The sequence below is a fragment of the Schaalia radingae genome, assembly GCF_900106055.1.
Classification (GTDB): Bacteria; Actinomycetota; Actinomycetes; order Actinomycetales; family Actinomycetaceae; genus Pauljensenia; species Pauljensenia radingae_A.
Map to the genome: position 1 here is coordinate 2282739 of NZ_LT629792.1, position 23169 is coordinate 2305907.

A 23169-nucleotide genomic window follows, 5' to 3' on the forward strand; every position below is an offset into this window, starting at 1 on the left:
ACTTGAAGTCCAATTAGGCGGCACAATAGGCCTATGCACAGGATTAACGACCATTATTTCAACCGGGGGCAGGCAGTTGTTGCTCAGGGAGGGGCTGAAGAGCCTACCCCTGCGTCACTCCTGGCCGGCGCCGTCAGTGCAGCGGACGCGCCGCACCCCCTGTCGGTCTTCGATCTATTTCGCATTGGGATTGGGCCTTCCTCGTCCCACACGGTTGGCCCGATGCGCGCGGGGCTGGCCTTTGCCACCGAGCTGGAGTACACCGACACTGCACCCGAACGAATCACAGTGGACCTGTACGGGTCGCTGGCAGCAACTGGACGAGGCCACAACACCGACCGAGCCACGTTGTTGGGACTGGCTGGCTACGACCCGGAAACCGTGAACATCACCACCGTCGAATCGCTCTTCCCCACGGTCAGCCGCACAGGAATTTTGCCCGTGGGTGCCCACCGCTCCGTGTTCTTCGACATCGCGCGCGATATTCGTTTCGAACCTGAAACGATCCTGCCGTACCACGTCAACGCGCTGACCATCACGGCGTGGGCAGACCAGATGTATCGGCGCATTGCGCGCAGGCGCACCTTCTACTCCATCGGCGGCGGTTTCGTCATGATGCAAACCAACGATGACACCGCCCATCCGGAGGTGACATCCCTCGTAGCTCCCGATGCTGCCGACATTCACGGCTGCCAGGCTCCCTATCCCTTTGCATCTGGTCGCGAGCTGCTGGATCAGTGCGCATCCCGGCAGCTGTCCATCGCAGATCTCGTCTACGCCAATGAGCGGTCGATGCGTCCAACCGAAATGGTCGACGGGTACATTGACCGCATCGCCGCGACGATGTTCAGCTGCATCGAAGCGGGAATCAGCGCGACCGGGATCCTGCCGGGCGGACTCGATGTGCGTCGACGCGCCCACACATTGTTCACTCAACTGTGCGCCCAAGGTAACCGCCCTCAGCATGGCAATTCTGCAGCACCATCGTGGGCCGAGCGACCTGACGATCCGATGCGCGCAATCGACTGGGTCAACCTGTTTGCACTGGCTGTCAATGAGGAAAATGCGTCAGGTCACCAGATCGTCACTGCTCCGACGAACGGAGCAGCCGGCGTCATCCCCGCCGTGCTCGGATACCTTGTGTCGTATTGCCCTGAGGCGGGGGCCACCACGTTTACGCCCAGCGTCGACTCATCTCTGTTCGCCAGTGATGACGAGGGCGGCTCGGGTATGCGCCGCACCCGAGCCATACGCCAATTCCTGCTCGCAGCCACGGCCATCGGCGCGCTGATCAAGACGAATGCGTCAATCGCTGGTGCCGAAGTGGGATGCCAGGGTGAAGTGGGATCAGCATCTGCGATGGCTGCAGCCGGACTGGCTCAGGCTCTGGGTGGTTCACCACTCCAGGTGGAAAATGCAGCGGAGATCGCCATGGAGCATTCTTTAGGGTTGACGTGCGATCCTGTGGGAGGTTTGGTGCAGGTTCCATGCATTGAACGCAACGCGATTGCCGCCGTCAAAGCGATCAACGCAGCCCGTATGGCACTATGGGGCGACGGGAGGCACACAGTGAGCCTCGATGCCGTGATCGAAACGATGCGCCAAACCGGTAACGACATGTTGTCGAAATACAAAGAGACGTCAGCTGGCGGATTAGCCGTCAACGTCGTGGAATGCTGAATGAGAAGGTGACGAAATGGCTCCACCACCGAAGCGATACTGGGGCGTGGCGAAAGGCGCGACCCTGATCCTCGGCATCGTCATCATTGCCTTGTCACTTCTTGGCGAGGGAACATGGCGCCTGCGCATGGCACCCACCATATTTGAAACCCGGCACCTGTTCATCGCCGTCGCCGTCTTCTTCGTGGCGACCTGTGCGCACGGCATTTCCCTGTCATATGTACGGGGTCTGTGGCACCACATGGTGGCGTGGTCTGTCGGCGCCATCGCCACAATCGGCATGATCATCGCACTGGCTCACATCGTGGATCAGCGCGTGCCCAATGAACTCAGCGTCCTGGTTCCGCGTCTCGGTATCCTCGCCGTCGGCGTCATCATCGTATGCATCGGGTTGTGGCGCGAGACTGACGCCCTCCACGAGCACAATGATCACAGACAAAACAACTGGTACGTCCGCACCTCGCGGGTTCTGCGAGCCGCCCACTTCTGGACCCCGGAGGAAGCCGAGGCGCAGGTGCGTCTGGCACGTGCCGACCTGCAACACGCCCAGTCGCACCTGACTGAACCGGGTGAGGCCGACGACCTGGATCCGTGGGAGTATTTCGGCACGCCTGAGGAGTATGCCGCGCGTTTGACGTCACGCCCGGAAGTGACATCGAATCCCCTGCGCACTGCCCGCTGGTACTACCTGATGACGGCTCTCGTTCTGGACGGCTGGGCCACGTATCGCACATTCGTCCATCCGATGAACTGGCTCACCGTGGTGTTACACCTGCTGGCCCTGGTCGCGGTCTTCCTGTTCGTATGGGCATCCATCACGTTGCATCAAAGTGGCCGCTAGGCGCCCTCGACAATGAAAGGAGGGACGCATGAGTGAGGTGAAAGCCCTAGGAGCCGGACGTTTCGCGCCTTCTCCGTCGGGGGATCTGCATGTGGGTAATCTGCGCACCGCGGTGCTGGCGTGGCTGTGGGCGAAGGCAACGGGCCGGCGTTTCAAGTTACGCATCGAGGATCTGGACCGGGTGCGCTCAGGAGCAGCTGACTCGCAGATCGCTGACCTGACGGCGCTGGGTCTGATGTGGGATGCGCCAGTCATGTATCAGTCAACCCGCCTGGATGTGCACCGCCGCGCGATCGACTACCTGGTGGAGCAGGGACTGGTTTTCGAGTGCTACTGTTCGCGCCGCGATATTCGTGAGGCTGCGTCGGCTCCCCACCGCCCGCCGGGCCACTATCCCGGCACGTGTCTGAACCTCAGTGATGCGGAACGAGGGCGACGCCGAGCGGCCCTGGCTGAATCTGGCAGGCGTCCGGCGCTGCGGCTGCGCGCCCCGATGGATGAGTGGACCATTCACGATGAGCTCTACGGTGAGGTGCGCGCTCCGGTCGATCATTTTGTCATTCAGCGCTCCGACGGTACGCCCGCCTATAACCTGGCGGTCGTACTGGACGATGCGGCGCAGGGTGTGGATCAGGTGACGCGTGGTGACGACCTGCTCAGTCAGGCGTCGGCGCAGGGAGCGCTGGCCGACATGCTTGGAATCGACCAGGTGAATTTTGTCCATGTCCCGTTGGCGCTCGCCGCAGGCACCGGTCAGCGCCTGGCGAAGCGCGATGGCGCGGTGACGCTGTCGGATCTGCGCAAGCTGGGGTGGACGGTTAGCGACGTCATTGAGTGGATCGGTGAATCACTGGGGGTTCGCGGTGCACGTTCGATCAATGATCTTTCTGACGCGTTGGATCTGTCGGCGCTTCGCGCCTTGCCGCGAGATCCCTGGATGGTGACGCCGCCCTCGCAAATAAAGCAAAACCCCGACCGGTGGATCGCACCGAGCGGGGCCGCTGCGCGCTCGAAGGGACTCGAACCCCCAACCTTCTGTTTGGTGTCCAATTCGTCTAATGTGATCTCCCTCGATGACTACCGGCGCGCTATCTAGCCATATAGCCTGATCAAACATGAAACAGCGAACGATCACACCGGCATGGCAAAAGTCTTTAGCCGAGTGGCGCGCGGCGCTCGTTGCAGCGGGTCGCACGCCACAGACCATTGAGACGCGCCTTGAGCACATGCGGCGCATGTCGCGGCAGACGGGCGCGCCCTCTCCTGCTCTATTGTCTCGCTCACGCCTTATTGAATGGGCGGGCGCTCACGCTTGGGCGCGTGAAACACGCCGGTCAATGTACGCCACCATTAAAGCGTTCTACAGATGGGCACTCGAAAGCGGCACAGTCAATGATGACATTTCCGACGCGCTGCCACGGGTAAGGGCTGCTGCTCCTGCTCCACGGCCTGCAGATGAAAGCGCCTACCGCGCGGCACTGGCAGCGGCCACGCCTCGCACTCACGTTATTTTGCGTCTCGCTGGCGAGGCCGGCCTGAGGCGCGCTGAGATAGCACAGATCAGCGCGCGTGACTTGTATCGTGATCTCATGGGCTTCTCGCTTCGAGTTCACGGCAAGGGCGAGAAAGTGCGTGCCGTGCCGTTGACTGAATCGCTTGCGCGTGAGGTGCGCGCGCGGCTGGCTGATAGTGCCTCTGGCTGGCTGTTGCCCTCTGAGCGCGGCGGGCACCTCACACCGCGCTGGGTCGGCAAACTGGCATCACGGGTCTTGCCTGACCCGTACACGCTGCACACCTTACGGCACCGTTTCGCCACGTCTGTTTATTCCACTACGTCTGACCTGCTCACCGTTCAGCGCCTTTTGGGTCATGCCAGCGTGGCCACTACTCAACGGTACGTGGCAATAGATGCCGGGCGATTGCGTTCTGCTGTGGCTGCTGCAGCAGTCTAGCGGCGCTGCTCTAGCTGATTAATCCGCTCGTCGTGACGGTCTAATCGGCGCTCATGATCGCTGGCTGCGTCTGCCAGATCGCGTCTGATCTCGCCTATCTGGTGACCTACCGCGCGCGTGCGCTCATCGAGGCCGGTCACGGTAGCGGCAACGCCTGCAAGATGCTTTTCAATGCGGGTCACCTGATCGGCAATACTTGCGCCGTGATCGGGTCGCAATTGCGCGGTATCCTCTTTCACGCGCCGGGTCTTGGCAAGCGTGGCCAGATTAGCGATAAGCGCACCTAATCCACCGAGGCCACCTAGCGCGGTGATAATCATGGCCAGATCATTCATGATGCCTTTGGGGTGTGGACGAGGGCGGTAGCGGTGCCAAGAATCGCTGATGCAAGAGTGATCCACAAGGGCACCTGAGCATCGCTAATAATCCCATAACCACCAAGTAACGCAATGACTGCTAGGCAAATGCCGTAAAGCCATGCTCTAACCTGAGGCGTAAGCCATTCAAAGCGGCGCGGGGTCAGATCGGCGCGCGGCGCGGGCGGCGCGTCGGCCATATGCCGGGGCGTGTACTCGCTCACGCTGCATCACCCGCCTGTGGTGCGCGGCCTGCCAGTGCCTCGGCCTTGCAGTAATCCCAAAATGCGCGCGTGCAGATGAGGGCTGCACCACCGCATAATTGCCGGTTGAGATTATTCGCTGCTGACTGGCCAGTGAACTCTAGCCAAAAATTAGGGGCGACAATGGCGAACCTCAAGCCGTTTCCCTCTTTCAATGCAAGCATAAACATTCCTCTAGTTCCTTTCCCTTGCTGTGGTTTCGTTGCTGGGTTTGGGCGCGGCAGAATCGCGCCTGATTGGATCTGACGGGCGCGCTGGTCTAGCCATGCAAGGCGCGTGTAGTACCTGCCGGGGCACGCGGTAGGCACGATGTCCCGGTGACCCCTTAGCGGCAAATACCCGTATGCGCGCCTGATGTCTGCTATCAGCTCGGCCACCGTTTCAAGATCGCCGGCGCTCATTTCCGGGTGGCACTCAATGCCGATGCTCTCTAGATTGGCTTGCCATGTGCCGGCGTGATAGGCCGTGTTGCTGCACGCTACTAGGCATGTGACGCGGCCAGCGCTTGCCACGTAGTGCGCGCTGGTTTCCGCTCTATTCTCGAAAAAGTCCACCACGCCTGAGTGGGTCTGTCCGTCTGCTCCCCAATGGTGGATGACGATGTAGCGCGGGCGGTTGCCCTCGCGGCCGTATGAGAAACTGCGCGCGGTGTGCTGCGTCTCGTATGTGTACATTGGTGCCTACTTTGCGGGGTAGAACGTTGCGGCCAGCGGCACTAGCCAGCCTGTACCGGAATCAACAGACGTGTAGCTGTCGATTGAAAGCTGGCCATTAGATGAGGTAAACAGTTCTGCATAAGCAATATTTGGGCTATCTTTGCGTGCGACACATGCGCCAATAAATTGTGTCTTAGCTGGTCGCATATTGACGGGCAGAATAGCAATATTATTGAGGTATCCACCCACGCGCCTAATGACTGCTCCCTCGATAACGACAAGGCCGGCCACCATGCGGGCGCGGGGTTCATGACCTGCGACTGTTTCCCACCCGTTCGAGACTGTGAGGCGCTGCCAGTCCGTGAAAAGTTTGTCAATGGTTTCGGCTTGACGCTTGGCTAACGCGGGATAATCGGCCACGCGGTCGCCGGCAATGGGGTACGGAATCTGCAGAATGTCTGTGGTTGCTGGCATAGTTAGTCTCCTTTAGATGGTTGCGGCTGAGAGTTGTGCCCATGTGAGGCGGGCTAGTCGGTCGAAAGTCACGGGGCGCGGGACTTGCTGCCAGCGCACACTATCGGCGCGGGTCGCGGCGCGCGTGAGCGTCATAGCTAGTAGCCATCTGCCCTGCTCAAAAGTGCATGTCCCACCGTCTAGATAAACGGGGATATTTGGCGCTCCGGGCACCCAACCGGCAACGCCGGTAAGCATCAGCGGCAAGCCAATGCGCCGGGTTGAATCAAGGGCAGCTATCACATTGAGCGGGTCGGTGCCGGGATAATCGGTGTCCCATGTTGCGGCGGGGATCTGCCACCCGCCGGGCGCTGTCCGGTCGAGTGTGCGCGCGGCAAGGCGGCGCGCGTCCTGCTCGCTGGTTAGGTCTGTTTGTACGCTCATTGACCTGTATCCATAGGCTGCTAGGCGCTGTGGGTCGCTCGCGCTCACCACGCGGTCGGTCAGTGTTTGTTCGCCCTGCTGGTCGGTCGTGGTTTCTTTCCAGCGCACTTCGACGGTTGTGGCCATGTCGGTGGTGTCGCGTTTGATCGTGATGCCTGAGCGCTGAACGACGGCGGCGGGGATACTCATGGCCTGATCGACGGCGGGGTCTATGGTCACCTGGCCACTAGGCGGCACGGTGAGGGCGTATAGCGCTTTTCGCTGGTCTAGATCCTCTAGTCGCACATAATCACCGGTTACTGCGTGAGTGGCTGGCCACAAAATAGCGCCCGTTGAGTGTGCGATGTCTTGCAGTAGTGCCCATGGCTCGCGCCGGTCTACGTCTAGCGGGGCTAGCGTGAGCGCGCCGGGCGCTGGATCGACTATCGCCGTAATATCGAGGCCGGCCTCGCTGATGATCCGTTCGATACGCTCACGCGCTGTTTCGCGTGGCCACGGCTTGCTGCCAATGCGTATATTCGCCATTTCAGCGGGGAATTCGGCGGCGGTGATAGTGGCTATCGGGCGCTGCAAGCGCGCGTCATACGTCACGGGAATGTCAGTAATTCTGCCAGTGAACACTGTCGCCGTATAGATGGGCGTGTCTGTGCGCGTGAGGCGCGCCGCGCTGATCGTGATGCGCGTATAGTCCTGCCAGCGCTGCTCGTAGGCCGGCCAGCGGCGCTGCATGGTACGCCATAGCGGGGCGATGGGATCGAAAATGACGGCCAGTCCTACCCACACGCCGGGGCGGGGTGTGAAGTCCTGCTGATAGGTGCCTGAGCGGGTCACTGTGATGATGGGGTCGCCTATTTCGGCGGCGCTTGCCCAAGGCGCGGTGAAGTACACGGGTGCCACGCTTGCGCGCGCCTGATCGGGAATAGTGAGCGTGACGGCGGCGTGTAGCACAGTGCCTGCAGCGGCTTTGGGAATGCTGTCCCACGCGGCGGGGCTGTGTCCGTCCTGAGCGAAAACGGCGGGCGGGTAAATGCGGGTGACGCGGCGGGCGGGGCTGCCAGCGGTGAGCGTTTCCGGGCGCGCTGTGATAACGGTCGTGGTCTGAGCGGGCGCGGTGTATGAGGCGGTCACGCTGACGGGCATACCCGCCTGCAGATCCTCTAGCGCGCGCGGCGCGCCGGTGCCGTCTGGTAAGGCCAGTACTGCGTGCATGGTCGCCGGCTCTGGCTGGTCAAGCCGGCTCCTGCGTCCCCACTGCACGCTGAGGCCTGCCAGCGCTGTCACGGTGTGCGCGGCAAGGCTGGCTGCACTATCGGCCACGCGCTGACCATTGATTGCTAGCTCACATGTGATCTGGAGTGTCATGCTGCACCGCCTAGCTTGATGGTGCCCATGCGGTACTGCTGCTCTCTCAGTATGTCGCTAATCTGACGGGCAACACTGAGCGGGTCTAAAGCGCCGTTCACGGTGATGTTGATGATGGGCGCGGCCTGCTGGCCTTGCGCGGGCGCGCCGGTGATGCTCATGGGCTGGGCGGCGGGTATGCTCATCAGATTTTCGGCGCTGCGTGTGACGGCGGCGCGCGTTGAATCAAGCCCTTTGACCAAGCCTAGGCCGGTGAACCTGCCTATCTCGGTAAACACTTTCGACGGGCTAGCGATGCCAAGAAAGCCTTTCACCTTATCTACTGCACTACTGGCTATGCTGGTGACTGAATCCCACACGCGCCCGGCCATGCCGGTAATACCGTTGATAAAGCCTTGAATCAGATCACGGCCTGCAGAATATAGCCTGCTGCCGATGCCGGCCAGCGCGCCTACCGCCTTACCGGGCAGCTCACGCACAAAGCCAACGGCACGGCTGACACCGCTGCTGATAGCGCCGGTGATCCAATTCCACGCGCCTACTACTAGGTTACAGATCGCGTTCCACGCGTTGCCGAAGATTGATTGAATTAGCGTGAGCGCGCCTGTAATGATCCCCTTGACCATGTTGAGTGCGTACCCTATTGCGCCTTGAATGGCTTGCCACGCGCCGGCCACGATGCTTTTAATACCGTCCCACGCGCCCTGCCAGTCGCCGGTGATCACGCTGGTGACCACCTGAATAATGCCCTTAATGACGTTCAGCGCACCACTAATGACCTGCCAGATTGCCTGCAGTGCGCCTGACACGGTATTGAACACTGTCGCGAAAACTGGCTGCAGTGCTTGGGCGATACTCTGAATCATCGGCCAGACCTGCTGCCCAAAGCTCACGAAAGCGTCGAAAATTCCTTTGACTGCTTCTTTTCCTCTTTGCAGCGCGGGGCTATCGAAAGCGGCGGCAAACTTGGAGCCATCAAAACTCTGGATAAGCTCAACGATCTTTCCTAGAGCCTCGCCTACCGTGCTAAACACCGCGCTGCCTAGCGGCTCTAACGCCAGCTTTGTGTTGTTCTTGAGTAGATCCCAATATTCGGCGGCGTCCATGGTCTCTTTTCCTAGATCCATGATGCTATCGCCTGAGCCTTGCGCAATAGCGCTGAGATCGTCCATGTTCAGCGCGCCCTGCTTAATGGCTTGAACGAACTGAGGCGCGCCGCGCGTGCCGAACAGCTTACCGGCAAGGTCTAGCGCGCCGGCCTCATCGCCCTTGTCGATCATTCCGCTGATTTCGCCTGTCACACGGTTAAACGCGTCTGCTGGTGCTTCACCGCTCTTAGCTAGCTCAACTAGGCCTTTACTCATAGAGTTGAGCGTCTTGCCTGTGTCTAGGCCGGCCTTGTCTAGCGCGCCGGCCAGCGCTGCTGACTGGTCAAAGCTCAAGCCCAATCCCTGCAAGGCGGGCGCGGCCTTGCTGACCTTATCGCTAAGATCATTCATGCCGATGCCGGTAGACTGCGACACTCTAAAAAGGGTGTCCATCGCTGCTGTAGTGTCGGTGCCCTCAATGTTGAAAGCGTTGAAAGCGCCGGTCACGCGGCTAATGTCGATGTCCTCGCCTAACATGCGCCCGGCCTCTAACACCTGCCCTGCTAACTGCTGTAGCGTTTCGCCGGCTAATCCGGTGCGCGTGTTCAGATCAGCTACAACGGTGCCGATCTTGTCAAGGTCGGCTGGCACCTGCGCGCCTACCGCTTTAGCATCGTCGATCAGTCCGTCTAGCGCGTTGCCGGTGGCTCCCGTGCCTACCCGGATTGTGTCGCTCATTTCGTCGAACTGTGAGCCTATGTCGTATAGGCCTTTAACGGCTGCTGCTGCAAGGGCGGGCACTGCTGCCACTGCTGCAACCATGCCGGCCTGCACCAAGGGGGCGGCGGCTCCGAACTTGCTCGAAAACTTCCCTATTGCGCGCTCTGCTCCGCTCATAGCCTTTTGGGCGGGCTTGGAATCACCAAGGATCTTTATTTTCATGATCGCTGGGCTGCCCATGATCGCGCTCCTAATAGGCTTGGTCTTCTTGCAGTAGATCTAGTGCTTGCTCAAGCACTGTTGGGTGGTCTAGCCAGTCGCCGGGCGCTGTGCCGGTGCGTATGCACAGGGCGGCTAGTGCGCGGCTGGCTGGGTACTGGTCATTCTCGAAACGGCGCGGCCTCGTCCTCGCTGTCTGTGGTCAGTTCGTCTACCCCGTCTAGCCATTCTGTAAACGCGGCCTGTGTGTCGCCGGCTCTGCGTGCTTCGGTGTACGCGGCGAACGCCGTCCCGGTGTACTGTGCATCTGTGAGGCTCTTTCCGCGCGCTGCGAGATATTCCTCTGCTTTCACAATGGCTGCTGGCCTGAGCGGGTAAGTGTGCTCACCGTCCGGGGTGGTCACGTGGATCATTGAAACGGCCATTACTGTTGCTCCTATTCGTCTAACACTTTCTTGATGTATGTCTCATATTTGCTTAATATTTGCGGTTCCATCTCGTGCGCGGTCTCGAAAATGAACGCGCGGCGCGGGATAGGCGCGGGGAACGGGCGGCGACCTGATGGGGTCTCGTCAGTCGCGATGTTTGGCCACCATGATCTGCCCCAATGGATCGCGTGAGCGTAGGGGACGCGCTTAGACCCCATGGATACTGTCGCCTTGGTTTTCGTGCCTGAGCCTCTCACTGAGCGCCTGAGCCAGCCTTTAGCGCCTACTGGCGCCTTAGCGCGGCTCGCTGCTGCGATTTCCTTAGCGATTTCACGGTGAATATCTCTCAGCTCGTGCAGATCGTCGCCGGCCTTGCGTAGCTTGCGGCGCGCGGCTGTTGCGCCCTCGATTTGAAAGACGCTCGTCCCTCGCTTCTTGGTCATGGCTAGTGACTATCAGCTGTGATAGCTCCCTTGACGGTAAATTTCGCCTTACCAACCACTGGGAACTCATAAGACGCGCTATTGGTCTTGGCCACGTCGCCGCCAACGTCTACCGGCGTAATCATGCACTCACCTGAGATTTGAAGCGCGCCGGCCTTGTTCGGCACAAACTCGAACTGAGCGATTTCGCCTGCGTGCTCGTGGCACCATACAAGCAATGAATTAGTGCCGTAGTCCTGCAGTAGCTCGCCACTGATCTTGCCTGAAAGCTTGCCTGGCTCCTGATACTGTTCACCGTTCAACACGTCGGTGGGGTCTTCTACCTTGTATTCGGGTGAATACAAGGTCTTAGTTGATTGTCCTGAAAAACTCATCTTGGCTTCATTGAGCGTAAACTCAAGTGAGCCGTCGCCAAGTTTCATTGCTTGTACTGCCATTGTGTCTGCTCCTTATAGCGTGTAGGTGACTGTGTAGGTGATCCGGTAAGCGATATAGCTACGGGCGGGCGCTTGCATCATTTCGGCGCGCGCCGTATCAAAGCCGATAGCGGCCAGCGCCTCTAAAGCCGTGTCAAAGAATCGGCGCGCCTGACCGGTGTCAGTGCCGGGCACTGCAAGCCAGATAGTGAACTCGAGGGCGGCCTGACTGTATCCCTCTAGGGATATGTCTGGGTCTGTGAGGATCGCTACCGGCTCGGCTGCTGCTAACGCTTTGAGCGCGCGGGGCGGGTCGGTGTAGACCTCGCACGTGCCGGCCAGTAGCTGCTGCAGTGTGGCCTGCTGGTCTGTGATTGCCTGTGTGATCATGCGATCCCTACCCCTAGATAGGGGGCGAGGATCGGTCGCGCCGGGGTGAGCGGGTCAAGGGCGGGGCGGATCTGCAGCGGCATAGCCGTACCGTCTGAAAAATTCGTGATGTCGCGGCGCGCTGTGCGCCTCTGATACAGATTTGCGGCCACTTCCAGTTGCGCGGCATCACGGGCGGCCTGAGGCACCTCGCGCCGGCGTACAAGACGGCTGACCATGCTTTCAGCTTGTGCCGTGCATAGTTCTAAGAACGCCTGATCACTCGCGGGCGCGGCCACGTACTGCTGCAGATCCTGCCACGTTGTCATGACTACTACTCTCCTAGCTTGATGGCCTTGATCAGATCCGGGTGTGCGCTGTACATCGCGGCGTATCCGTACACGGCAAACTGCTTGGTGAGCGTGGTAATGTCCTCGTCCTCTAGCCTGAGCGGTGCGCCTGAGCTTTCCGCCGTGGTCATTGCCTCTTTGGAATATGCGGCCATGTGTGCGCCATGCCAGTTCGGCACGCGCTTCACGGTGACGGGTCCAATGTCGGCACTGCCAACGGCTCCAAGGGTCAATGTGCCCTGCTGACGGTCGGGCGCTCCGACAAGCTGCAGCGCTTTAGGCTGATAATCCAGATGGGTGAGCGCCTTGAACACGTCGGGCGACACTAAAATACCGTCCATAATGTAAGGCGTTGTGTCGTAGATGTCGTCTAGTTCGACGAGCACGTCCATTAGCGCGTTGACGGTGAGGCCGGCCACGCCACCAGTCAGTGTTATTGCCGGCTTCTTTTCGGCTTGCGTGGCCAGATCCTCGAACGTGGCGCGCGCGTCGGTCTCAATCGCGGTAGCGTACTGGAACGCAAGGTCAGTGAAGATCTCGTTAAGAATCACCGGGCTAGTGGTGCGCTCGATCACCTGCCGGGTCACTTCATCAGTGACACCACCATACGTGTTGACTGTGGCGCTTCCGACCGTCCACGTGGCGGGCTTGCCCTGTGGCAGCTTTGCGCCCTCGGTGGTCTGCTTGCCAACCTTAAGGGTGCTCGTGTCATCGCGGCGCGCGTATTCCATCGTCATGCCCTTATCGGGCAGCGGCACGACGGTAAACGTGTTCTTAATGCGCTGCTTGGCTTCCATGCGCTTAGAAAGATCACCAAGCCAGACGGGGCGGTTGATGGCCTCGAACTGCTTAGAAGTGACTGCTTCCCTGAGCTGCAGCGCCTTTTCATCGTGCCTCTTGTATGCGGCGACGTACTCGCCAAGAGAGTTGAAAGCGGGCGCGGCGGGCGCTTCACGCTTTTCACTCATCACGGCTACTGACCGCTCCAAGGTGGCCAGTCGGTCGTTAATTTCGGCCTCGTCGATCTCGACGCGGCTAGTGGTAGTGTCGGTCATTTCATGTGCTCCTTGTTCGTCTCGGTGGTTAGTAATGGTTGCTGTGTCGTATGCGGGGAACTCGACAACGGAAAACTCGCGGGCTTTCACCTCAAGCCACGTGACATGAACCGTGCCGGTCTCGTCCTCGGTGACTTCTTTACTAATGGGGTCAAAGCCAATACTCATGCGGGTTAAAACGCCGTCTTTGATGAGTTGCCAGACCTCGTTGCCTCGGTCGGTCTGACTGATAACGCCGGTAATCTCTAGGCCGGCCTCAGTGTCAGTTGTGCTCGTGATGCGTCCGATAGGTTCGCGGTGCGCGTATCGTAAGATTGCGCCGGTTGCGTCAACGCTTCCGGGGGCGAACTGCTCCCTGTAGTCGTCCCATAGGTTGATCTCGGTGCCGTAGGGCACGCCTATACCAGTGATTTCGCGCGCCTCGTGGTCAACGCTTCTGATCTCTAAAGATCGCTCCTGACGCTTGTTTAGATCAATCATTAGTGGTGCTCCCTGCTGGCTGTGTGAGTGGTGGCAGATCCTCTAGCGCCCTGACCTCGTTAACGGTTTGGAATCCGCAAGCCAGGGCGATTTGATAGGCCTGATAGCGCGTGAGCGTGTCCGAACGCAATAGGCCGGAATAGTTGAACTTGACGCGCTGGCCTCGAACCGTCATGCGCGTTAATTCGTCTTCGATCGTGCGCGTGTACTGCGTGAGCGTGAAACGGGCAAAGCTGATCCATTCCTGCTCCACGTTTGCGTAGGTCTGGCTATTGCCCTCTACTGCTGCCAGTAGCAATGAGGCCGGCACGCCGAAAAGTCGGGCAATGCTCGTGGTGTCGAACTGCCTTGCCTCTATCCATTGCGCTTCGCGCGGCGCAACGCTTAAAGGCTGGTATTTCATGCCCTTTGGTAGGGCTTTGACGCGCGCGGGGTTATACGCGCGGTTGAGTTCGGCACCTGTTTCCGGGTCGCGGTTGTTATAGGCGGCGATAATGTCTCTGGCTTCGTCGCGGGTCATGTCCTGATCGGTGGTGATAATGCCTGACGGCTGGCCAGTCGCGTCAAAATACTTGCTTGCGTAGTCGCGCGTGTTGATCGCGCCTCTAATGTCAGTGGCTGCTGCCTGTATCGGCCCTAAGCCGGTCACGGTGCCGGGCATCGTGAACAGTTTGCAGTGACCCACGCGCTCGCGCCCGTATGTCTTGCCATCAACTGCGTAGAGTGTGCGCCGCTTGGCGGGGTCGTAGATGGGTTGGACGAGATGGGGATCTAAAGGGGTGAGTTGCGCGGGCGCGCCTCGGTATTCGCCCTCTGCGAGAAAATAGGCGTTGCCGGTGAGTGCAAGGCTGGTGGTTAGTGCTTCCACGAAGTCGCCGCGGGAGTATTCGAGGCTAGGCGCTCTGATGACTGACGGGGTGGCAGATTCTTCAATGCGCTTACCGTCTCGCTCCACGTAGTACGGCATCGACGCAACGGTGTTGGAGATGATGGAGACGGCGCGGTAGACGGCTGCGAGGGAGACGGCTTCACGGCTTGCCACGCCCGGCGCGTCGGTACGGGCGGGCGGCACTGTGCCGGTTGGTGATTTGCGTACCGGCACCGCTTGCGCGCGGCCTATGAGTGTGTCCCATGCGTCCCTGATTCTCATACCGCACATAATGCGCGCGGCCTTGCTCTATCACCTAGGAATGTGGCACCCTCGGGCACACGGTGGAACACCTAGGCAAAGATCATGGGCGCGTGCCTCTCTGCTACGTGGGTTGCGCCATACAGTGCGACCGATGCAGCGATAAACGGCATGGGGTCGGTCTCGGACTTATCGCGGTCGATCCTGCTTCGACCGTTGACGGTTTTCAGATGTAGGCCGGCGACTGCATCAGTGAACGCCTGTGAGTGGTCATGTCGTAGGGTTTTGATGTCTTTCGCGGCTTCGAGTAGCGCGGCATCGCCTATCTGACGCTCGTTAAGACCGGCAGTGTTAATGTCTACTGCTTCGGTGCGCTCGATCAGATCGATAATGCGCATGTTTGCGCCGGCCTTGTCTAGCCAGATCGCGGCATCTGGGTAGGCCTGTTTGAGCTGCACGAGGGCAGGTATCACCCAATTGAGGCCGGCACTCTGCTTAACGAGCGCTATACATGGGCGCTCATCTTCTAGCCACGCTGCCACGATGCACGCGCCGTAAGATCTTGCGGATAACTCCACGCCAAACGCCGGGCGGGCGATTTCGCCGGCCTCGTCTAAGTCTTGCCACTCTGGGATCAGTTCGGCTTCTTTAGCGACGGTGAGGCGGTTGCAGTAGCCTCTGATCCACTCGTTTGGGACTTTCGGCCATAGGGCTTCAAAGTCGGTTGTGAGTGTTTCTATTGTCTGCGTGTTGCCTAGCGCGGGGTGAAACGTCGGCCACAAGGCTTTGTCTGTCGGATCAGCATCGGGCGGCAAGGCGTATTCGACATAACACAAGTCCGCTCGCTGACCTGACCTGCCTATCTCCACGAGGTCGTTCATGTATTCACTCTGAATCGTGCCCATCGTGGAAAGGTTCCACATTTGGGCGGCGCGTCCTAGCGTGGACTGTGCCGGCCTGACGGCTCCCACGAGGTCTGCACCCTCATCACGGCTTAGGCTCCATATCTCATCATTGATTACTAGCTGAGGCGTTTTCGAGTGCATGGCTTCGGCTCCACGGGTAAAGCGCTGAAAGATACTGCCATTGCTGCATCTAAAGCCCTCACTACCGTTTGACCTCATGAACTCAAACGCCACACGCAACGCTGGGTGCCACGATTTATTGAACGCTTGCCCCAACTTCTTCATGTAATCGCCTGCATACTGGCCTGTCTGAGCGGAAAAATAGATCTCTGACCTGGGACGCAATAGGGCGCGGAAAATACCTAACGGGCTAATAAGGGTGGTCTTGCCTGACTGCCTAGGCACGGTGATCAATACTTCCCTATAGCGGTAGGATCGCTCGCCATTCGGCGCTGGCACATACTCGGTAGCCACCTGCAGAACTCGCCTTTGCCACGGCTGCAAGTCCCACTGCATGAGTTTAGCGACGGCGGCTATCTCTGCTAGCTCGTTGAGCGCGCCGGGCGTTGGCTCTGGCATGTAGCGCGGCGCGGGGTCATGCTTCCACCGCTCGGACTTCAGCCAGTCAGTCATGAGGCTTGCCCTTGAATGACGGCCAGAACATTATCAGCTGGGCTGAGTGAGCGGCCACTATTCATTGCTGAGCGGCGCTCCAGCGTCTCCAAGATCAAAAGATACGTCTTGCGTAGGGTAGAACGGCCTGAGGCTGCATCATCATCGCTAATAGCGTCAACGTCACGCGCTGTTGACAGTACTAGCTCGACGAGGGCGGCATCACTGGCAGCTATTGCATCGTCCTTGCGTAGTGCTTCAATGGTTTTCACTGCAGCGTCATAGTTTCGTGTCGATCTGCTCTGATTTGTGGTCAGATTGAACAACATTTCAGGGCTATTTTGGGTCATTAGGGCACCTCAAGACTTCCACTTTTCCGCATGATTCCGCCGTTTTTTGGGTGTGGGGAGAGAAGATATCGGGGGCGGGCGTAGAGTGGCCAAGAGGTCGGCCAGAAAAAACACGGGCGGTCATTTCGCGTCTCTCCTTTCGAGGATCGCTCTGAGATTGTCAAAGCGCTTAATAGGTCGCTTAATCCGGTTGCCACGTGAGCTGTTGCAGCCACAGTGTGCAGGTCTCAAGTTCTCTAACTCGTTGGTTCCACCGAGTGATTGCGGCACGATGTGATCGATACTCAATCTGAGCGCGCGGCGCGTCTCCTGCTCGTAGATCGGTAGGCCACACAGTGCGCATGTCCACCCGTCCCGGTCTGCTATCTCACGGGCGAGGGCGGCGCGCCTGCGTGGTGCCATACGCTGCCACGCTGTTTTGCTTTCCATTGCTCCTGCCCTCGTTGACCCATGCCATTACGTCTGCTGGTGCGTACCTGACGCGGTTGCCTAGCTTGATGTAGCGGATACCGCCGGGGCGCTGTCTCATCACTCGCACTGCGTCAGGTGTCATCTGCAGTAGCTCAGCTACTTCGCTGGTGGTCAGTAGCCGGCCTGTCATTGCTTCCTCGCTTCCTGCCTGATCACGGCTCTGATACCGAGTGCGCCTAAGACTATCTGCCGTTTGAATGTGCTGATCCTCATTTGCTCCTTGCTCATTGAGTAAGGCGAGACTGGCAGTAGATCTTCAATGTCATGTGCCGTGTCTAGGATCGCTTTGGCGTAGTCGTAGATCTCTGTTGCTTCTGGCTCCATTGCTTATTGCTCCTGTGCTAGTAGTCGCGCGGTCTGGTCGTGGAGTGCTAGGCGTGCCCACTCGCGCGGCGATGCGTCTGGGTATGCGCCTGTCATGTAGTCCTCGAACGGGGTTGGCTCCCTGTGCTCCTGTGCGCGTGGTTTCATAGGCATAGGCGCTGTGACTGGTGCTAGGGCTGGCTGTTGTTCCTTGGTGTCCTTGCCTGCGTACTGGCACGCTATGGCAATGCGTCTACATTTCGGGCATGTTACCGGCTTGCCTATGCCGTGCCTGCACTCTTTAGGTAGATAATCGGTGTTGAGCTTTCGATATTTCTTCATTGATTTGTCCTCTGGTCGCTTGGTAAAGCGCGCGCGCTGCCTTGGTGAGCGCGCTTTATCTCCCCTATAAGGGGGTTGGTCTGCACTCACTGCCTCATGGGCTGACCTGCGTAAACACGGCTGCAAGTTTTGAACGTGGATCTTTTCAAGGCGGCGCGCTGTGCGCTCACGGCGCTTGCGCTCACGCCTTGTTGCTGTCGGTAAAGCGTCCCTGATCCACTGAGCTAGAACTCTCTTGACGATGCGGATAATTCCGGCCTCTGGCTTACCGTCCCTGATGCCCCCGCGCTGCCACTTGATCACGCCGGCATCTTCTAGGTCATGTAAGGCGTTCCTCGTCCACCTGAGGCCGTAGCCAGACTGTCGTGCCAGCTGTTCTGCCGTCATGTCGGTTTCCGCCTTGAGGCTTTGCTTGCGCACGGTCATAGCGCGTGCCAGTGCCTGCAGTATTGCGCGCGCGCCTCTAAAACACGCGGCATCTAGCGCGCCCCATTCCACGCTAGAAAGCTGATAAACCAAAGTCTCAACGGGCGCGCGCGCTGTGATAGTCATGCTCATTGCTCTAGGCCTTTCACGTTCGACCACCGGATAAGGCCATCACCTGAGATATGGCAGCCCGTGTGTGCTTCCTGTAGGCCACACTGCACGCCTTTTCTATACGGGTGGACTGCACCGCAATTAACGCGCGCGCCCCACGATGCGCCGGTCACGCTGCTGTGGTGTTCTCCTTGGTGCCCTGCCGGTAGCGTGCATAGGCACGCGCGGTCTGGGTGCCTCATGAAACAAGAATCACGCCTGTATCTAGTCACTTTCCTTTGCCTGCTTCCGCTTCTCGTATCAGCTCGATATGTTGATCGATCCGGGCAGTGATTAGATCAGCGATAGCGGCAACACTTGCAAGCGCATACCCATAGACCTTGACGATTTGGCAATACTCCTGATAATCGAACGCTCTAAGCTCTGCGCAAGCCGTACGAACATCAGTCAAAGTTCTCTGCAGACGGTTGCGCATATCGTACAAACGACACAGTTCCGGGTTAGACTTCATTTCGTTTTCGCTTCCCACGTAACAAGCCCGTAGGTAGCCAGCGACCCAACAGCAAACAATGCAGGTAAGACGGTCAACGGCCATGAATATACGAGGATCGACCATAAGAACAGTGCGATTGAAAGCACCACGGCCAGCGCGGCGATAAACACCGGAAGATTAACCCTACTCATGCCTGCGTTGCCTCTTTCAGTGGCGCGGTTATTCTCACTCGTCCCAGGCATCGAACTTCCCCAAGTCAAACACCACTATTTTGTTCTGCACGGCTCTCAGTTCCTCAAGTGCGCCGCACGTGCCAACCCTGATTTCACGCGCTCCGCTGGCAATGCGAGACCCGGACGGCAGGCCGCGGCCAAATTCCTTAAGAGTTCTCTTAGCGTGCTCAAGGTGGGCACGTGCGTCGGCTAGGTCTTCTGCTGCGTCACTGAGATAGGCCTCAAGCCTGATGCGCTCAAGATGACTAACTGTGAATAGCTCTTTACTCATGCCTGCGTTGCCTCTTTCAGTGGCGCGGCGTATGGAACGTGTAGCGTAATCGGCACTCCCATAGCTGCCAGCTTGTCTAGCTCATCTAGTTGCCAGCGTGTTTTGCCTCGTAGTCGTGCTGACACGTTGGTCTGTTGAAGTCCGATAAGTGCACCTAACTGTGTCTGGTTAAGGTGCTCAGACTTCATATAGCGCTTCACCTGTCTACTAATTGCCGTCTGAGATAGCTCCATGCCGTCCAAGTTAGACTGCTTGCGTCTAGCTCTCAAGGCAACACGCCGTCTATTAATTCAACTGGCTGTCTTCTTTAGTCGATTTGCGGCTATAATGTCAGCATGGCAAGACAAGCTATTCAGTCAGACAATCTGACTACTGCAGATATCGCGGCTGGTAATATCCGGGCGGAAGTAATGCGCGTTGGGCTTAATGCCTCTCAGTTTGCAAAGTTAATAGGAAAGCCTCAAAGATGGACGGCACGTCGCTGGTGGGGTGAAGTTGAGTGGTCGCTATCCGAACTCGACACAGTGGCACAAGTGTTAAACGTCTCTGTTGCTGACCTCGTGCAAGAACAGGGTATAAAGCAAAACCCCGACCGGTGGATCGCACCGAGCGGGGCCGCTGCGCGCTCGAAGGGACTCGAACCCCCAACCTTCTGATCCGTAGTCAGATGCTCTATCCATTGAGCTACGAGCGCAGTGCCGTTTGGCTGAACTTAACTTTAGACCGTCAGGCGCCTGATCTTCAAATCGAATTGGTGTCAACGTCGCCACATTCACAGTGTGGACACCACTGGTGCGTCGGCGGGTGGTGCGGGCTACCATCAACCCATGACACACGGGCATTCACCAATTCGCGTAGCAATTAACGGGTATGGCAACCTTGGCAAGGCCGTTGAGCAGGCAGTTCAGGCCGCTGAGGATATGGAGCTGGTCGCAGTGTTTACACGACGCGATCCCGCGACGATCAAGCCACAATTCTGCGAAGCTGTCGCTGTGAGTGATGCGCTTCAATGGCGTGACAAAGTTGACGTGTGTGTGCTGTGTGGCGGATCCGCTACGGATCTGGCAGATCAGGGTCCAGAGTTTGCCGCACTGTTCAATACGGTTGATTCTTTCGACACTCATGCGAAGATTCCCGAGTATTTCGCTGCCGTTGACGCTGCCGCTGATGCCGAGGGGCACCTCAGCGTGATTTCAACCGGCTGGGATCCCGGTTTGTTCTCACTGGCCCGCATTATCGCCCAGTCCGCTCTGCCAGATGGGAAGACCTACACGTTCTGGGGTCGTGGCGTTTCGCAGGGCCACTCCGATGCTATCCGGCGGATCGAGGGTGTCGAAACCGCTATCCAGTACACGGTGCCGGTCGAAGAAAACAGCCAGCGGATTCGTGCCGGAGAGGAACTCGAGCTGACCACGCGTGAGCAGCACACCCGCGAGTGTTTCGTTGTAGCGGCCGATGGGGCTGACCGCGAACGCATCGAACGCGAGATCGTCACGATGCCGAACTACTTTGCTGACTACGACACCACGGTCCACTTCATCAGCCGTGAAGAGTTCGACCGTGATCACACTGGCATGCCGCACGGCGGAGAGGTGATTCGCAGCGGTCACACGGCCGGTGGTGCGCGCCAGGTTGTCTCCTTCGGCCTGACGCTTGAATCAAACCCGCAGTTCACGGGTGCTTTCGCGACGGCAACTGCCCGCGCGGTTGCCCGACTGGCCCGCGAGGGACGCACTGGTGCAATGACCGTCTTCGATATTGCGCCCGCCTACTATTCACCGCTGAGCGCCGAGGAGCTGCGTTCCCAGCTCCTGTAACCTAGCGTGGGCATGGGTGAGCGACACCGTTAAGACGACAGTGCGGCGGTAAGTTCGGCCAGGCTCGGGCATGTTGCCGGGCCGCGCCGCGTCACTGACAGTGCCGCCGCCACGTTCGCGACGCGCACCGCTTCATTAAGCTCGCTTCCGCGTGCCAGCATCGCGCAGACCACGCCGCAATGCGTGTCCCCCGCACCGTTCGTGTCAATGGCATCAACCGCATGCGGCGCGATGGTCTCGACTCGGCCGCCCGCCGCAACGAACGCCCCCTTGCCGCCTTGACGCACAATGACGGGCGCGTCCACTGTTTCAGACAAAGACAGCGCACGCTGTGAGGCATCGTCCGTTTCGTCAATCTCGACACCGAGCGTGCCCGCAACAATGCGTGATTCGCGGGCATTGAGTGACCAGATCGGATGCACAGATGCCACAGTTTCCAACGTGTCGCGGTCGATGTCAGCCACCATCGTGGAGGGGTCGAACACGATCGTGGGTTTCTCATCGGAATCAGCCGACTGCTTAACCGTGTGCGTGCGCAGCCGTTCAATCAGCCGCAGCAGCGCGGCCTTAGGAGCTTCATCAACCAGCGAATACCCCGTCATATAGACAACGTCCCCCACACCCAGTCGAATATCGTCGTAAGCGTCCAGTGGAGTGTTGAGTTCAGCGCCGCGGGTCGAAACAAAGGTGCGTTCAGCGTTGCGATCCGTCATCGCCACACAGATTCCGGTGTCCATCGTCGTGTCGCGATACCCGCTGGCAACGATTTTTTCGCGTACCAAACGTTCGCGCGCAATATCGGCCAACGGCCCGACTCCCAGTCCGCCGGCGTATTCAGCGATGATGCCCATCTGACGCACGGCGTACATGACGTTGAAACCGCCGCCCACTTCAAGCCCGTATCCGTCAGCAAAGATCTCCGTGGACGGTTGTGGAATGTGGTCGATATTCATGGTCAGGTCGACGACGACCTGACCGGTGTGGATGACGCGACCCACCTGCTGCGTTGTCATGGCGATCCTGCTCCTAGTTGTCCAGCGATGCCTGGCGCGAGTGTTCGTCAATGAGTGCCAGTTCGTCCTCACTGAATGCCGCATTGTCGAGGGCGCTCACCGAATCAGCCAACTGAGCAGCCGATGAGGCACCGACCAGAACCGTGGTGATGCGCTCATCTTTGAGCAACCATGCGAGTGCCATCTGCGCCAGTGACTGTCCACGTTGGGAAGCCAGCTCATTCAAAGCCCGCAGATGGCTGACTCGATCCTCGGTCAGTACATCGGTGTGGAGGAAGCGTTGTTCACGCATACGCGATCCGACAGGGACACCCTCGTCACCCAAATACTTGTCGGTCAGGAGGCCCTGAGCAAGGGGCGAAAAGACGGCCATGCCCAGTCCCTTTTCACCGCAGGTGTCCATGAGGCCGGATTCGACCGAGCGATCCAGCATGGAATAGCGGGGCTGATGGACGATCAGCGGCAGGTGTACCTCCGCTGCCAGGGCAACGGCGCGTTCGGTGTCGGCCGGGGAATACGACGAGATGCCGGCGTACAGAGCCTTACCCGAGCGCACAGCCTGATCAAGGGCGCCGATCGTTTCCTCCAGCGGCGTGGTCGGATCGAAGCAGTGTGAGTAGAAGATGTCCACGTAGTCCAGACGCATGCGGCGCAGTGACTGATCCAGGGAGGCGAGAACGTATTTGCGACCACCGCCGCCTTTCCCGTAGGGACCGTCCCACATGTCGTAGCCGGCCTTGGTGGAGATGACCAGTTCGTCGCGGTAGGGGCGCAGGTCGTGGTCCATGTGGTATCCGAAATTCTTTTCGGCAGAGCCATACGGTACGCCGTAGTTATTGGCGAGGTCGAAGTGGGTGATCCCCAGATCGAAGGCCGTGCGAATAATCTCCCGCTGCACACTGATGGGGTGGTCATCACCGAAGTTATGCCACAGACCCAGTGAGATGGCAGGCAAGTCCAGTCCAGATGCACCGCAGCGCCGGTAGTGCGCACCTGGCCCACTGTATCGGTCAGGGTCCGGTGCCCACGGGCGATCGATCTGCTGTGGTGCGATAGGAGTTTCTGATATGTGCGTGTTCACCATTGGACTGCCTTCATTCTTTTCCCGCTCTGAGCAG

Annotated in this window: 29 protein-coding genes and 1 tRNA gene; 6 read left to right on the forward strand and 24 right to left on the reverse strand. The window is 59.0% G+C overall.

Annotation, left to right across the window (positions count from 1 at the left end):
- The first annotated feature begins 33 nt into the window (after positions 1-33).
- Genes BLT69_RS10060 through BLT69_RS10075 form a run of 4 tightly spaced genes read left to right on the forward strand, consistent with a single transcriptional unit; the run spans position 34 to position 4473 of the window.
- Positions 34-1680, forward strand: a complete 1647-nt coding sequence (locus tag BLT69_RS10060; RefSeq protein ID WP_092648960.1) for an L-serine ammonia-lyase — start codon at positions 34-36, stop codon at positions 1678-1680.
- Between the two features lie 16 nt (positions 1681-1696).
- Positions 1697-2521: a hypothetical protein gene (locus tag BLT69_RS10065; RefSeq protein ID WP_092648961.1), complete on the forward strand. Its 825-nt coding sequence runs from the start codon at positions 1697-1699 to the stop codon at positions 2519-2521.
- Positions 2522-2549: 28 nt separating this feature from the next.
- A complete protein-coding gene (gene gluQRS, locus BLT69_RS10070) occupies positions 2550-3617 on the forward strand; it encodes a tRNA glutamyl-Q(34) synthetase GluQRS (protein ID WP_092648962.1) in 1068 nt (355 codons plus the stop codon).
- A 19-nt stretch (positions 3618-3636) separates the two neighbouring features.
- Positions 3637-4473, forward strand: coding sequence for a tyrosine-type recombinase/integrase (locus tag BLT69_RS10075; RefSeq protein ID WP_257590328.1), 837 nt, complete (start codon positions 3637-3639; stop codon positions 4471-4473).
- Here BLT69_RS10075 and BLT69_RS10080 read toward each other — a convergent pair.
- The 21 genes from BLT69_RS10080 to BLT69_RS10185 all read right to left on the reverse strand — a co-directional run bounded on the left by BLT69_RS10080 (position 4470) and on the right by BLT69_RS10185 (position 19454).
- The gene (locus BLT69_RS10080) at positions 4470-4808 is read right to left on the reverse strand and encodes a hypothetical protein (protein ID WP_092648963.1); all 339 of its coding nucleotides are present in this window, start codon (positions 4806-4808) and stop codon (positions 4470-4472) included. The two genes, BLT69_RS10075 and BLT69_RS10080, sit on opposite strands and share 4 nt — an antisense overlap.
- Positions 4805-5029 carry a phage holin gene (locus BLT69_RS11320; protein ID WP_092649162.1) on the reverse strand — a complete coding sequence of 75 codons (225 nt, stop codon included), beginning with the start codon at positions 5027-5029 and terminating at the stop codon, positions 4805-4807. The genes BLT69_RS10080 and BLT69_RS11320 overlap by 4 nt, the downstream gene beginning before the upstream one ends.
- Before the next feature lie 20 nt (positions 5030-5049).
- On the reverse strand, positions 5050-5766 hold the full coding sequence (locus BLT69_RS10090) for a peptidoglycan recognition protein family protein (RefSeq protein ID WP_092648964.1): 717 nt from the start codon (positions 5764-5766) through the stop codon (positions 5050-5052).
- 6 nt (positions 5767-5772) lie between these two features.
- Positions 5773-6222: a hypothetical protein gene (locus tag BLT69_RS10095; protein WP_092648965.1), complete on the reverse strand. Its 450-nt coding sequence runs from the start codon at positions 6220-6222 to the stop codon at positions 5773-5775.
- 12 nt (positions 6223-6234) lie between these two features.
- Positions 6235-8007, reverse strand: a complete 1773-nt coding sequence (locus BLT69_RS10100; protein ID WP_092648966.1) for a hypothetical protein — start codon at positions 8005-8007, stop codon at positions 6235-6237.
- Entirely contained in the window at positions 8004-10055 is a 2052-nt protein-coding gene (locus tag BLT69_RS10105) for a phage tail protein (protein WP_092648967.1), read from the reverse strand. Before BLT69_RS10105 ends, BLT69_RS10100 begins: the two co-directional genes overlap by 4 nt.
- A 140-nt stretch (positions 10056-10195) precedes the next feature.
- Entirely contained in the window at positions 10196-10459 is a 264-nt protein-coding gene (locus BLT69_RS10110; RefSeq protein WP_092648968.1) for a hypothetical protein, read from the reverse strand.
- An 11-nt stretch (positions 10460-10470) separates the two neighbouring features.
- On the reverse strand, positions 10471-10905 hold the full coding sequence (locus BLT69_RS10115) for a hypothetical protein (RefSeq protein ID WP_092648969.1): 435 nt from the start codon (positions 10903-10905) through the stop codon (positions 10471-10473).
- Between the two features lie 2 nt (positions 10906-10907).
- On the reverse strand, positions 10908-11342 hold the full coding sequence (locus BLT69_RS11325) for a hypothetical protein (protein ID WP_092648970.1): 435 nt from the start codon (positions 11340-11342) through the stop codon (positions 10908-10910).
- Positions 11343-11354: 12 nt separating this feature from the next.
- Positions 11355-11711, reverse strand: coding sequence for a hypothetical protein (locus tag BLT69_RS10125; protein WP_092648971.1), 357 nt, complete (start codon positions 11709-11711; stop codon positions 11355-11357).
- Positions 11708-12019, reverse strand: a complete 312-nt coding sequence (locus BLT69_RS10130; RefSeq protein WP_092648972.1) for a hypothetical protein — start codon at positions 12017-12019, stop codon at positions 11708-11710. Before BLT69_RS10130 ends, BLT69_RS10125 begins: the two co-directional genes overlap by 4 nt.
- 5 nt (positions 12020-12024) lie before the next feature.
- Positions 12025-13575, reverse strand: a complete 1551-nt coding sequence (locus tag BLT69_RS10135) for an HK97 family phage prohead protease (RefSeq protein ID WP_092648973.1) — start codon at positions 13573-13575, stop codon at positions 12025-12027.
- Positions 13568-14725, reverse strand: a complete 1158-nt coding sequence (locus tag BLT69_RS10140; RefSeq protein WP_157886407.1) for a phage portal protein — start codon at positions 14723-14725, stop codon at positions 13568-13570. The genes BLT69_RS10135 and BLT69_RS10140 overlap by 8 nt, the downstream gene beginning before the upstream one ends.
- A gap of 71 nt (positions 14726-14796) precedes the next feature.
- Positions 14797-16242 carry a terminase large subunit domain-containing protein gene (locus BLT69_RS10145; RefSeq protein ID WP_092648975.1) on the reverse strand — a complete coding sequence of 482 codons (1446 nt, stop codon included), beginning with the start codon at positions 16240-16242 and terminating at the stop codon, positions 14797-14799.
- On the reverse strand, positions 16239-16571 hold the full coding sequence (locus tag BLT69_RS10150; RefSeq protein WP_157886408.1) for a hypothetical protein: 333 nt from the start codon (positions 16569-16571) through the stop codon (positions 16239-16241). The genes BLT69_RS10145 and BLT69_RS10150 overlap by 4 nt, the downstream gene beginning before the upstream one ends.
- 120 nt (positions 16572-16691) lie before the next feature.
- The gene (locus BLT69_RS11280; protein WP_092648977.1) at positions 16692-17000 is read right to left on the reverse strand and encodes an HNH endonuclease; all 309 of its coding nucleotides are present in this window, start codon (positions 16998-17000) and stop codon (positions 16692-16694) included.
- A complete protein-coding gene (locus tag BLT69_RS10160) occupies positions 16939-17172 on the reverse strand; it encodes a helix-turn-helix domain-containing protein (protein ID WP_092648978.1) in 234 nt (77 codons plus the stop codon). Before BLT69_RS10160 ends, BLT69_RS11280 begins: the two co-directional genes overlap by 62 nt.
- 1320 nt (positions 17173-18492) lie before the next feature.
- Positions 18493-18753, reverse strand: a complete 261-nt coding sequence (locus BLT69_RS10925) for a hypothetical protein (RefSeq protein WP_162272399.1) — start codon at positions 18751-18753, stop codon at positions 18493-18495.
- Entirely contained in the window at positions 18732-18908 is a 177-nt protein-coding gene (locus BLT69_RS10870; protein WP_157886410.1) for a hypothetical protein, read from the reverse strand. The genes BLT69_RS10925 and BLT69_RS10870 overlap by 22 nt, the downstream gene beginning before the upstream one ends.
- Positions 18909-18942: 34 nt before the next feature.
- The gene (locus BLT69_RS10180) at positions 18943-19221 is read right to left on the reverse strand and encodes a hypothetical protein (protein ID WP_092648982.1); all 279 of its coding nucleotides are present in this window, start codon (positions 19219-19221) and stop codon (positions 18943-18945) included.
- A complete protein-coding gene (locus tag BLT69_RS10185; protein WP_092648983.1) occupies positions 19218-19454 on the reverse strand; it encodes a helix-turn-helix domain-containing protein in 237 nt (78 codons plus the stop codon). The genes BLT69_RS10180 and BLT69_RS10185 overlap by 4 nt, the downstream gene beginning before the upstream one ends.
- Before the next feature lie 102 nt (positions 19455-19556).
- On the opposite strand from BLT69_RS10185, the gene BLT69_RS10875 reads away from it, so the two are divergent.
- Positions 19557-19877 carry a helix-turn-helix domain-containing protein gene (locus tag BLT69_RS10875; RefSeq protein WP_157886411.1) on the forward strand — a complete coding sequence of 107 codons (321 nt, stop codon included), beginning with the start codon at positions 19557-19559 and terminating at the stop codon, positions 19875-19877.
- Here BLT69_RS10875 and BLT69_RS10190 read toward each other — a convergent pair.
- Positions 19843-19915 (reverse strand) — tRNA-Arg (locus tag BLT69_RS10190). The genes BLT69_RS10875 and BLT69_RS10190 overlap by 35 nt on opposite strands.
- Positions 19916-20048: 133 nt before the next feature.
- Here BLT69_RS10190 and BLT69_RS10195 point away from each other — a divergent pair.
- Complete coding sequence (locus tag BLT69_RS10195; protein ID WP_092649163.1) at positions 20049-21038, forward strand: diaminopimelate dehydrogenase; 990 nt, start codon at positions 20049-20051, stop codon at positions 21036-21038.
- 29 nt (positions 21039-21067) lie between these two features.
- Here BLT69_RS10195 and BLT69_RS10200 read toward each other — a convergent pair whose 3' ends face one another.
- Positions 21068-22051: a PfkB family carbohydrate kinase gene (locus BLT69_RS10200; RefSeq protein WP_157886412.1), complete on the reverse strand. Its 984-nt coding sequence runs from the start codon at positions 22049-22051 to the stop codon at positions 21068-21070.
- Between the two features lie 13 nt (positions 22052-22064).
- Positions 22065-23135 carry an L-glyceraldehyde 3-phosphate reductase gene (gene mgrA / locus BLT69_RS10205; RefSeq protein WP_083314349.1) on the reverse strand — a complete coding sequence of 357 codons (1071 nt, stop codon included), beginning with the start codon at positions 23133-23135 and terminating at the stop codon, positions 22065-22067.
- Positions 23136-23169 lie beyond the last annotated feature (34 nt).

Bases quoted from the DNA above. Each gene is read 5' to 3' on its own strand.
- BLT69_RS10875 (WP_157886411.1), top strand. From the start codon at position 19,557: ATGGCAAGACAAGCTATTCAGTCAGACAATCTGACTACTGCAGATATC.
- BLT69_RS10065 (WP_092648961.1), top strand. From the start codon at position 1,697: ATGGCTCCACCACCGAAGCGATACTGGGGCGTGGCGAAAGGCGCGACC.
- BLT69_RS10125 (WP_092648971.1), bottom strand. From the start codon at position 11,711: ATGATCACACAGGCAATCACAGACCAGCAGGCCACACTGCAGCAGCTA.
- BLT69_RS10130 (WP_092648972.1), bottom strand. From the start codon at position 12,019: ATGACAACGTGGCAGGATCTGCAGCAGTACGTGGCCGCGCCCGCGAGT.
- BLT69_RS11280 (WP_092648977.1), bottom strand. From the start codon at position 17,000: ATGGAAAGCAAAACAGCGTGGCAGCGTATGGCACCACGCAGGCGCGCC.
- BLT69_RS10110 (WP_092648968.1), bottom strand. From the start codon at position 10,459: ATGGCCGTTTCAATGATCCACGTGACCACCCCGGACGGTGAGCACACT.
- BLT69_RS10080 (WP_092648963.1), bottom strand. From the start codon at position 4,808: ATGAATGATCTGGCCATGATTATCACCGCGCTAGGTGGCCTCGGTGGA.
- BLT69_RS10145 (WP_092648975.1), bottom strand. From the start codon at position 16,242: ATGACTGACTGGCTGAAGTCCGAGCGGTGGAAGCATGACCCCGCGCCG.
- BLT69_RS10180 (WP_092648982.1), bottom strand. From the start codon at position 19,221: ATGAGTAAAGAGCTATTCACAGTTAGTCATCTTGAGCGCATCAGGCTT.
- BLT69_RS11320 (WP_092649162.1), bottom strand. From the start codon at position 5,029: ATGGCCGACGCGCCGCCCGCGCCGCGCGCCGATCTGACCCCGCGCCGC.
- BLT69_RS10200 (WP_157886412.1), bottom strand. From the start codon at position 22,051: ATGACAACGCAGCAGGTGGGTCGCGTCATCCACACCGGTCAGGTCGTC.
- mgrA (WP_083314349.1), bottom strand. From the start codon at position 23,135: ATGGTGAACACGCACATATCAGAAACTCCTATCGCACCACAGCAGATC.
- BLT69_RS10095 (WP_092648965.1), bottom strand. From the start codon at position 6,222: ATGCCAGCAACCACAGACATTCTGCAGATTCCGTACCCCATTGCCGGC.
- BLT69_RS10135 (WP_092648973.1), bottom strand. From the start codon at position 13,575: ATGATTGATCTAAACAAGCGTCAGGAGCGATCTTTAGAGATCAGAAGC.
- BLT69_RS10160 (WP_092648978.1), bottom strand. From the start codon at position 17,172: ATGACAGGCCGGCTACTGACCACCAGCGAAGTAGCTGAGCTACTGCAG.
- BLT69_RS10060 (WP_092648960.1), top strand. From the start codon at position 34: ATGCACAGGATTAACGACCATTATTTCAACCGGGGGCAGGCAGTTGTT.
- BLT69_RS10140 (WP_157886407.1), bottom strand. From the start codon at position 14,725: ATGAGAATCAGGGACGCATGGGACACACTCATAGGCCGCGCGCAAGCG.
- BLT69_RS11325 (WP_092648970.1), bottom strand. From the start codon at position 11,342: ATGGCAGTACAAGCAATGAAACTTGGCGACGGCTCACTTGAGTTTACG.
- BLT69_RS10185 (WP_092648983.1), bottom strand. From the start codon at position 19,454: ATGGAGCTATCTCAGACGGCAATTAGTAGACAGGTGAAGCGCTATATG.
- BLT69_RS10870 (WP_157886410.1), bottom strand. From the start codon at position 18,908: ATGAGTAGGGTTAATCTTCCGGTGTTTATCGCCGCGCTGGCCGTGGTG.
- BLT69_RS10195 (WP_092649163.1), top strand. From the start codon at position 20,049: ATGACACACGGGCATTCACCAATTCGCGTAGCAATTAACGGGTATGGC.
- BLT69_RS10105 (WP_092648967.1), bottom strand. From the start codon at position 10,055: ATGGGCAGCCCAGCGATCATGAAAATAAAGATCCTTGGTGATTCCAAG.
- BLT69_RS10090 (WP_092648964.1), bottom strand. From the start codon at position 5,766: ATGTACACATACGAGACGCAGCACACCGCGCGCAGTTTCTCATACGGC.
- BLT69_RS10115 (WP_092648969.1), bottom strand. From the start codon at position 10,905: ATGACCAAGAAGCGAGGGACGAGCGTCTTTCAAATCGAGGGCGCAACA.
- gluQRS (WP_092648962.1), top strand. From the start codon at position 2,550: ATGAGTGAGGTGAAAGCCCTAGGAGCCGGACGTTTCGCGCCTTCTCCG.
- BLT69_RS10100 (WP_092648966.1), bottom strand. From the start codon at position 8,007: ATGACACTCCAGATCACATGTGAGCTAGCAATCAATGGTCAGCGCGTG.
- BLT69_RS10150 (WP_157886408.1), bottom strand. From the start codon at position 16,571: ATGACCCAAAATAGCCCTGAAATGTTGTTCAATCTGACCACAAATCAG.
- BLT69_RS10075 (WP_257590328.1), top strand. From the start codon at position 3,637: ATGAAACAGCGAACGATCACACCGGCATGGCAAAAGTCTTTAGCCGAG.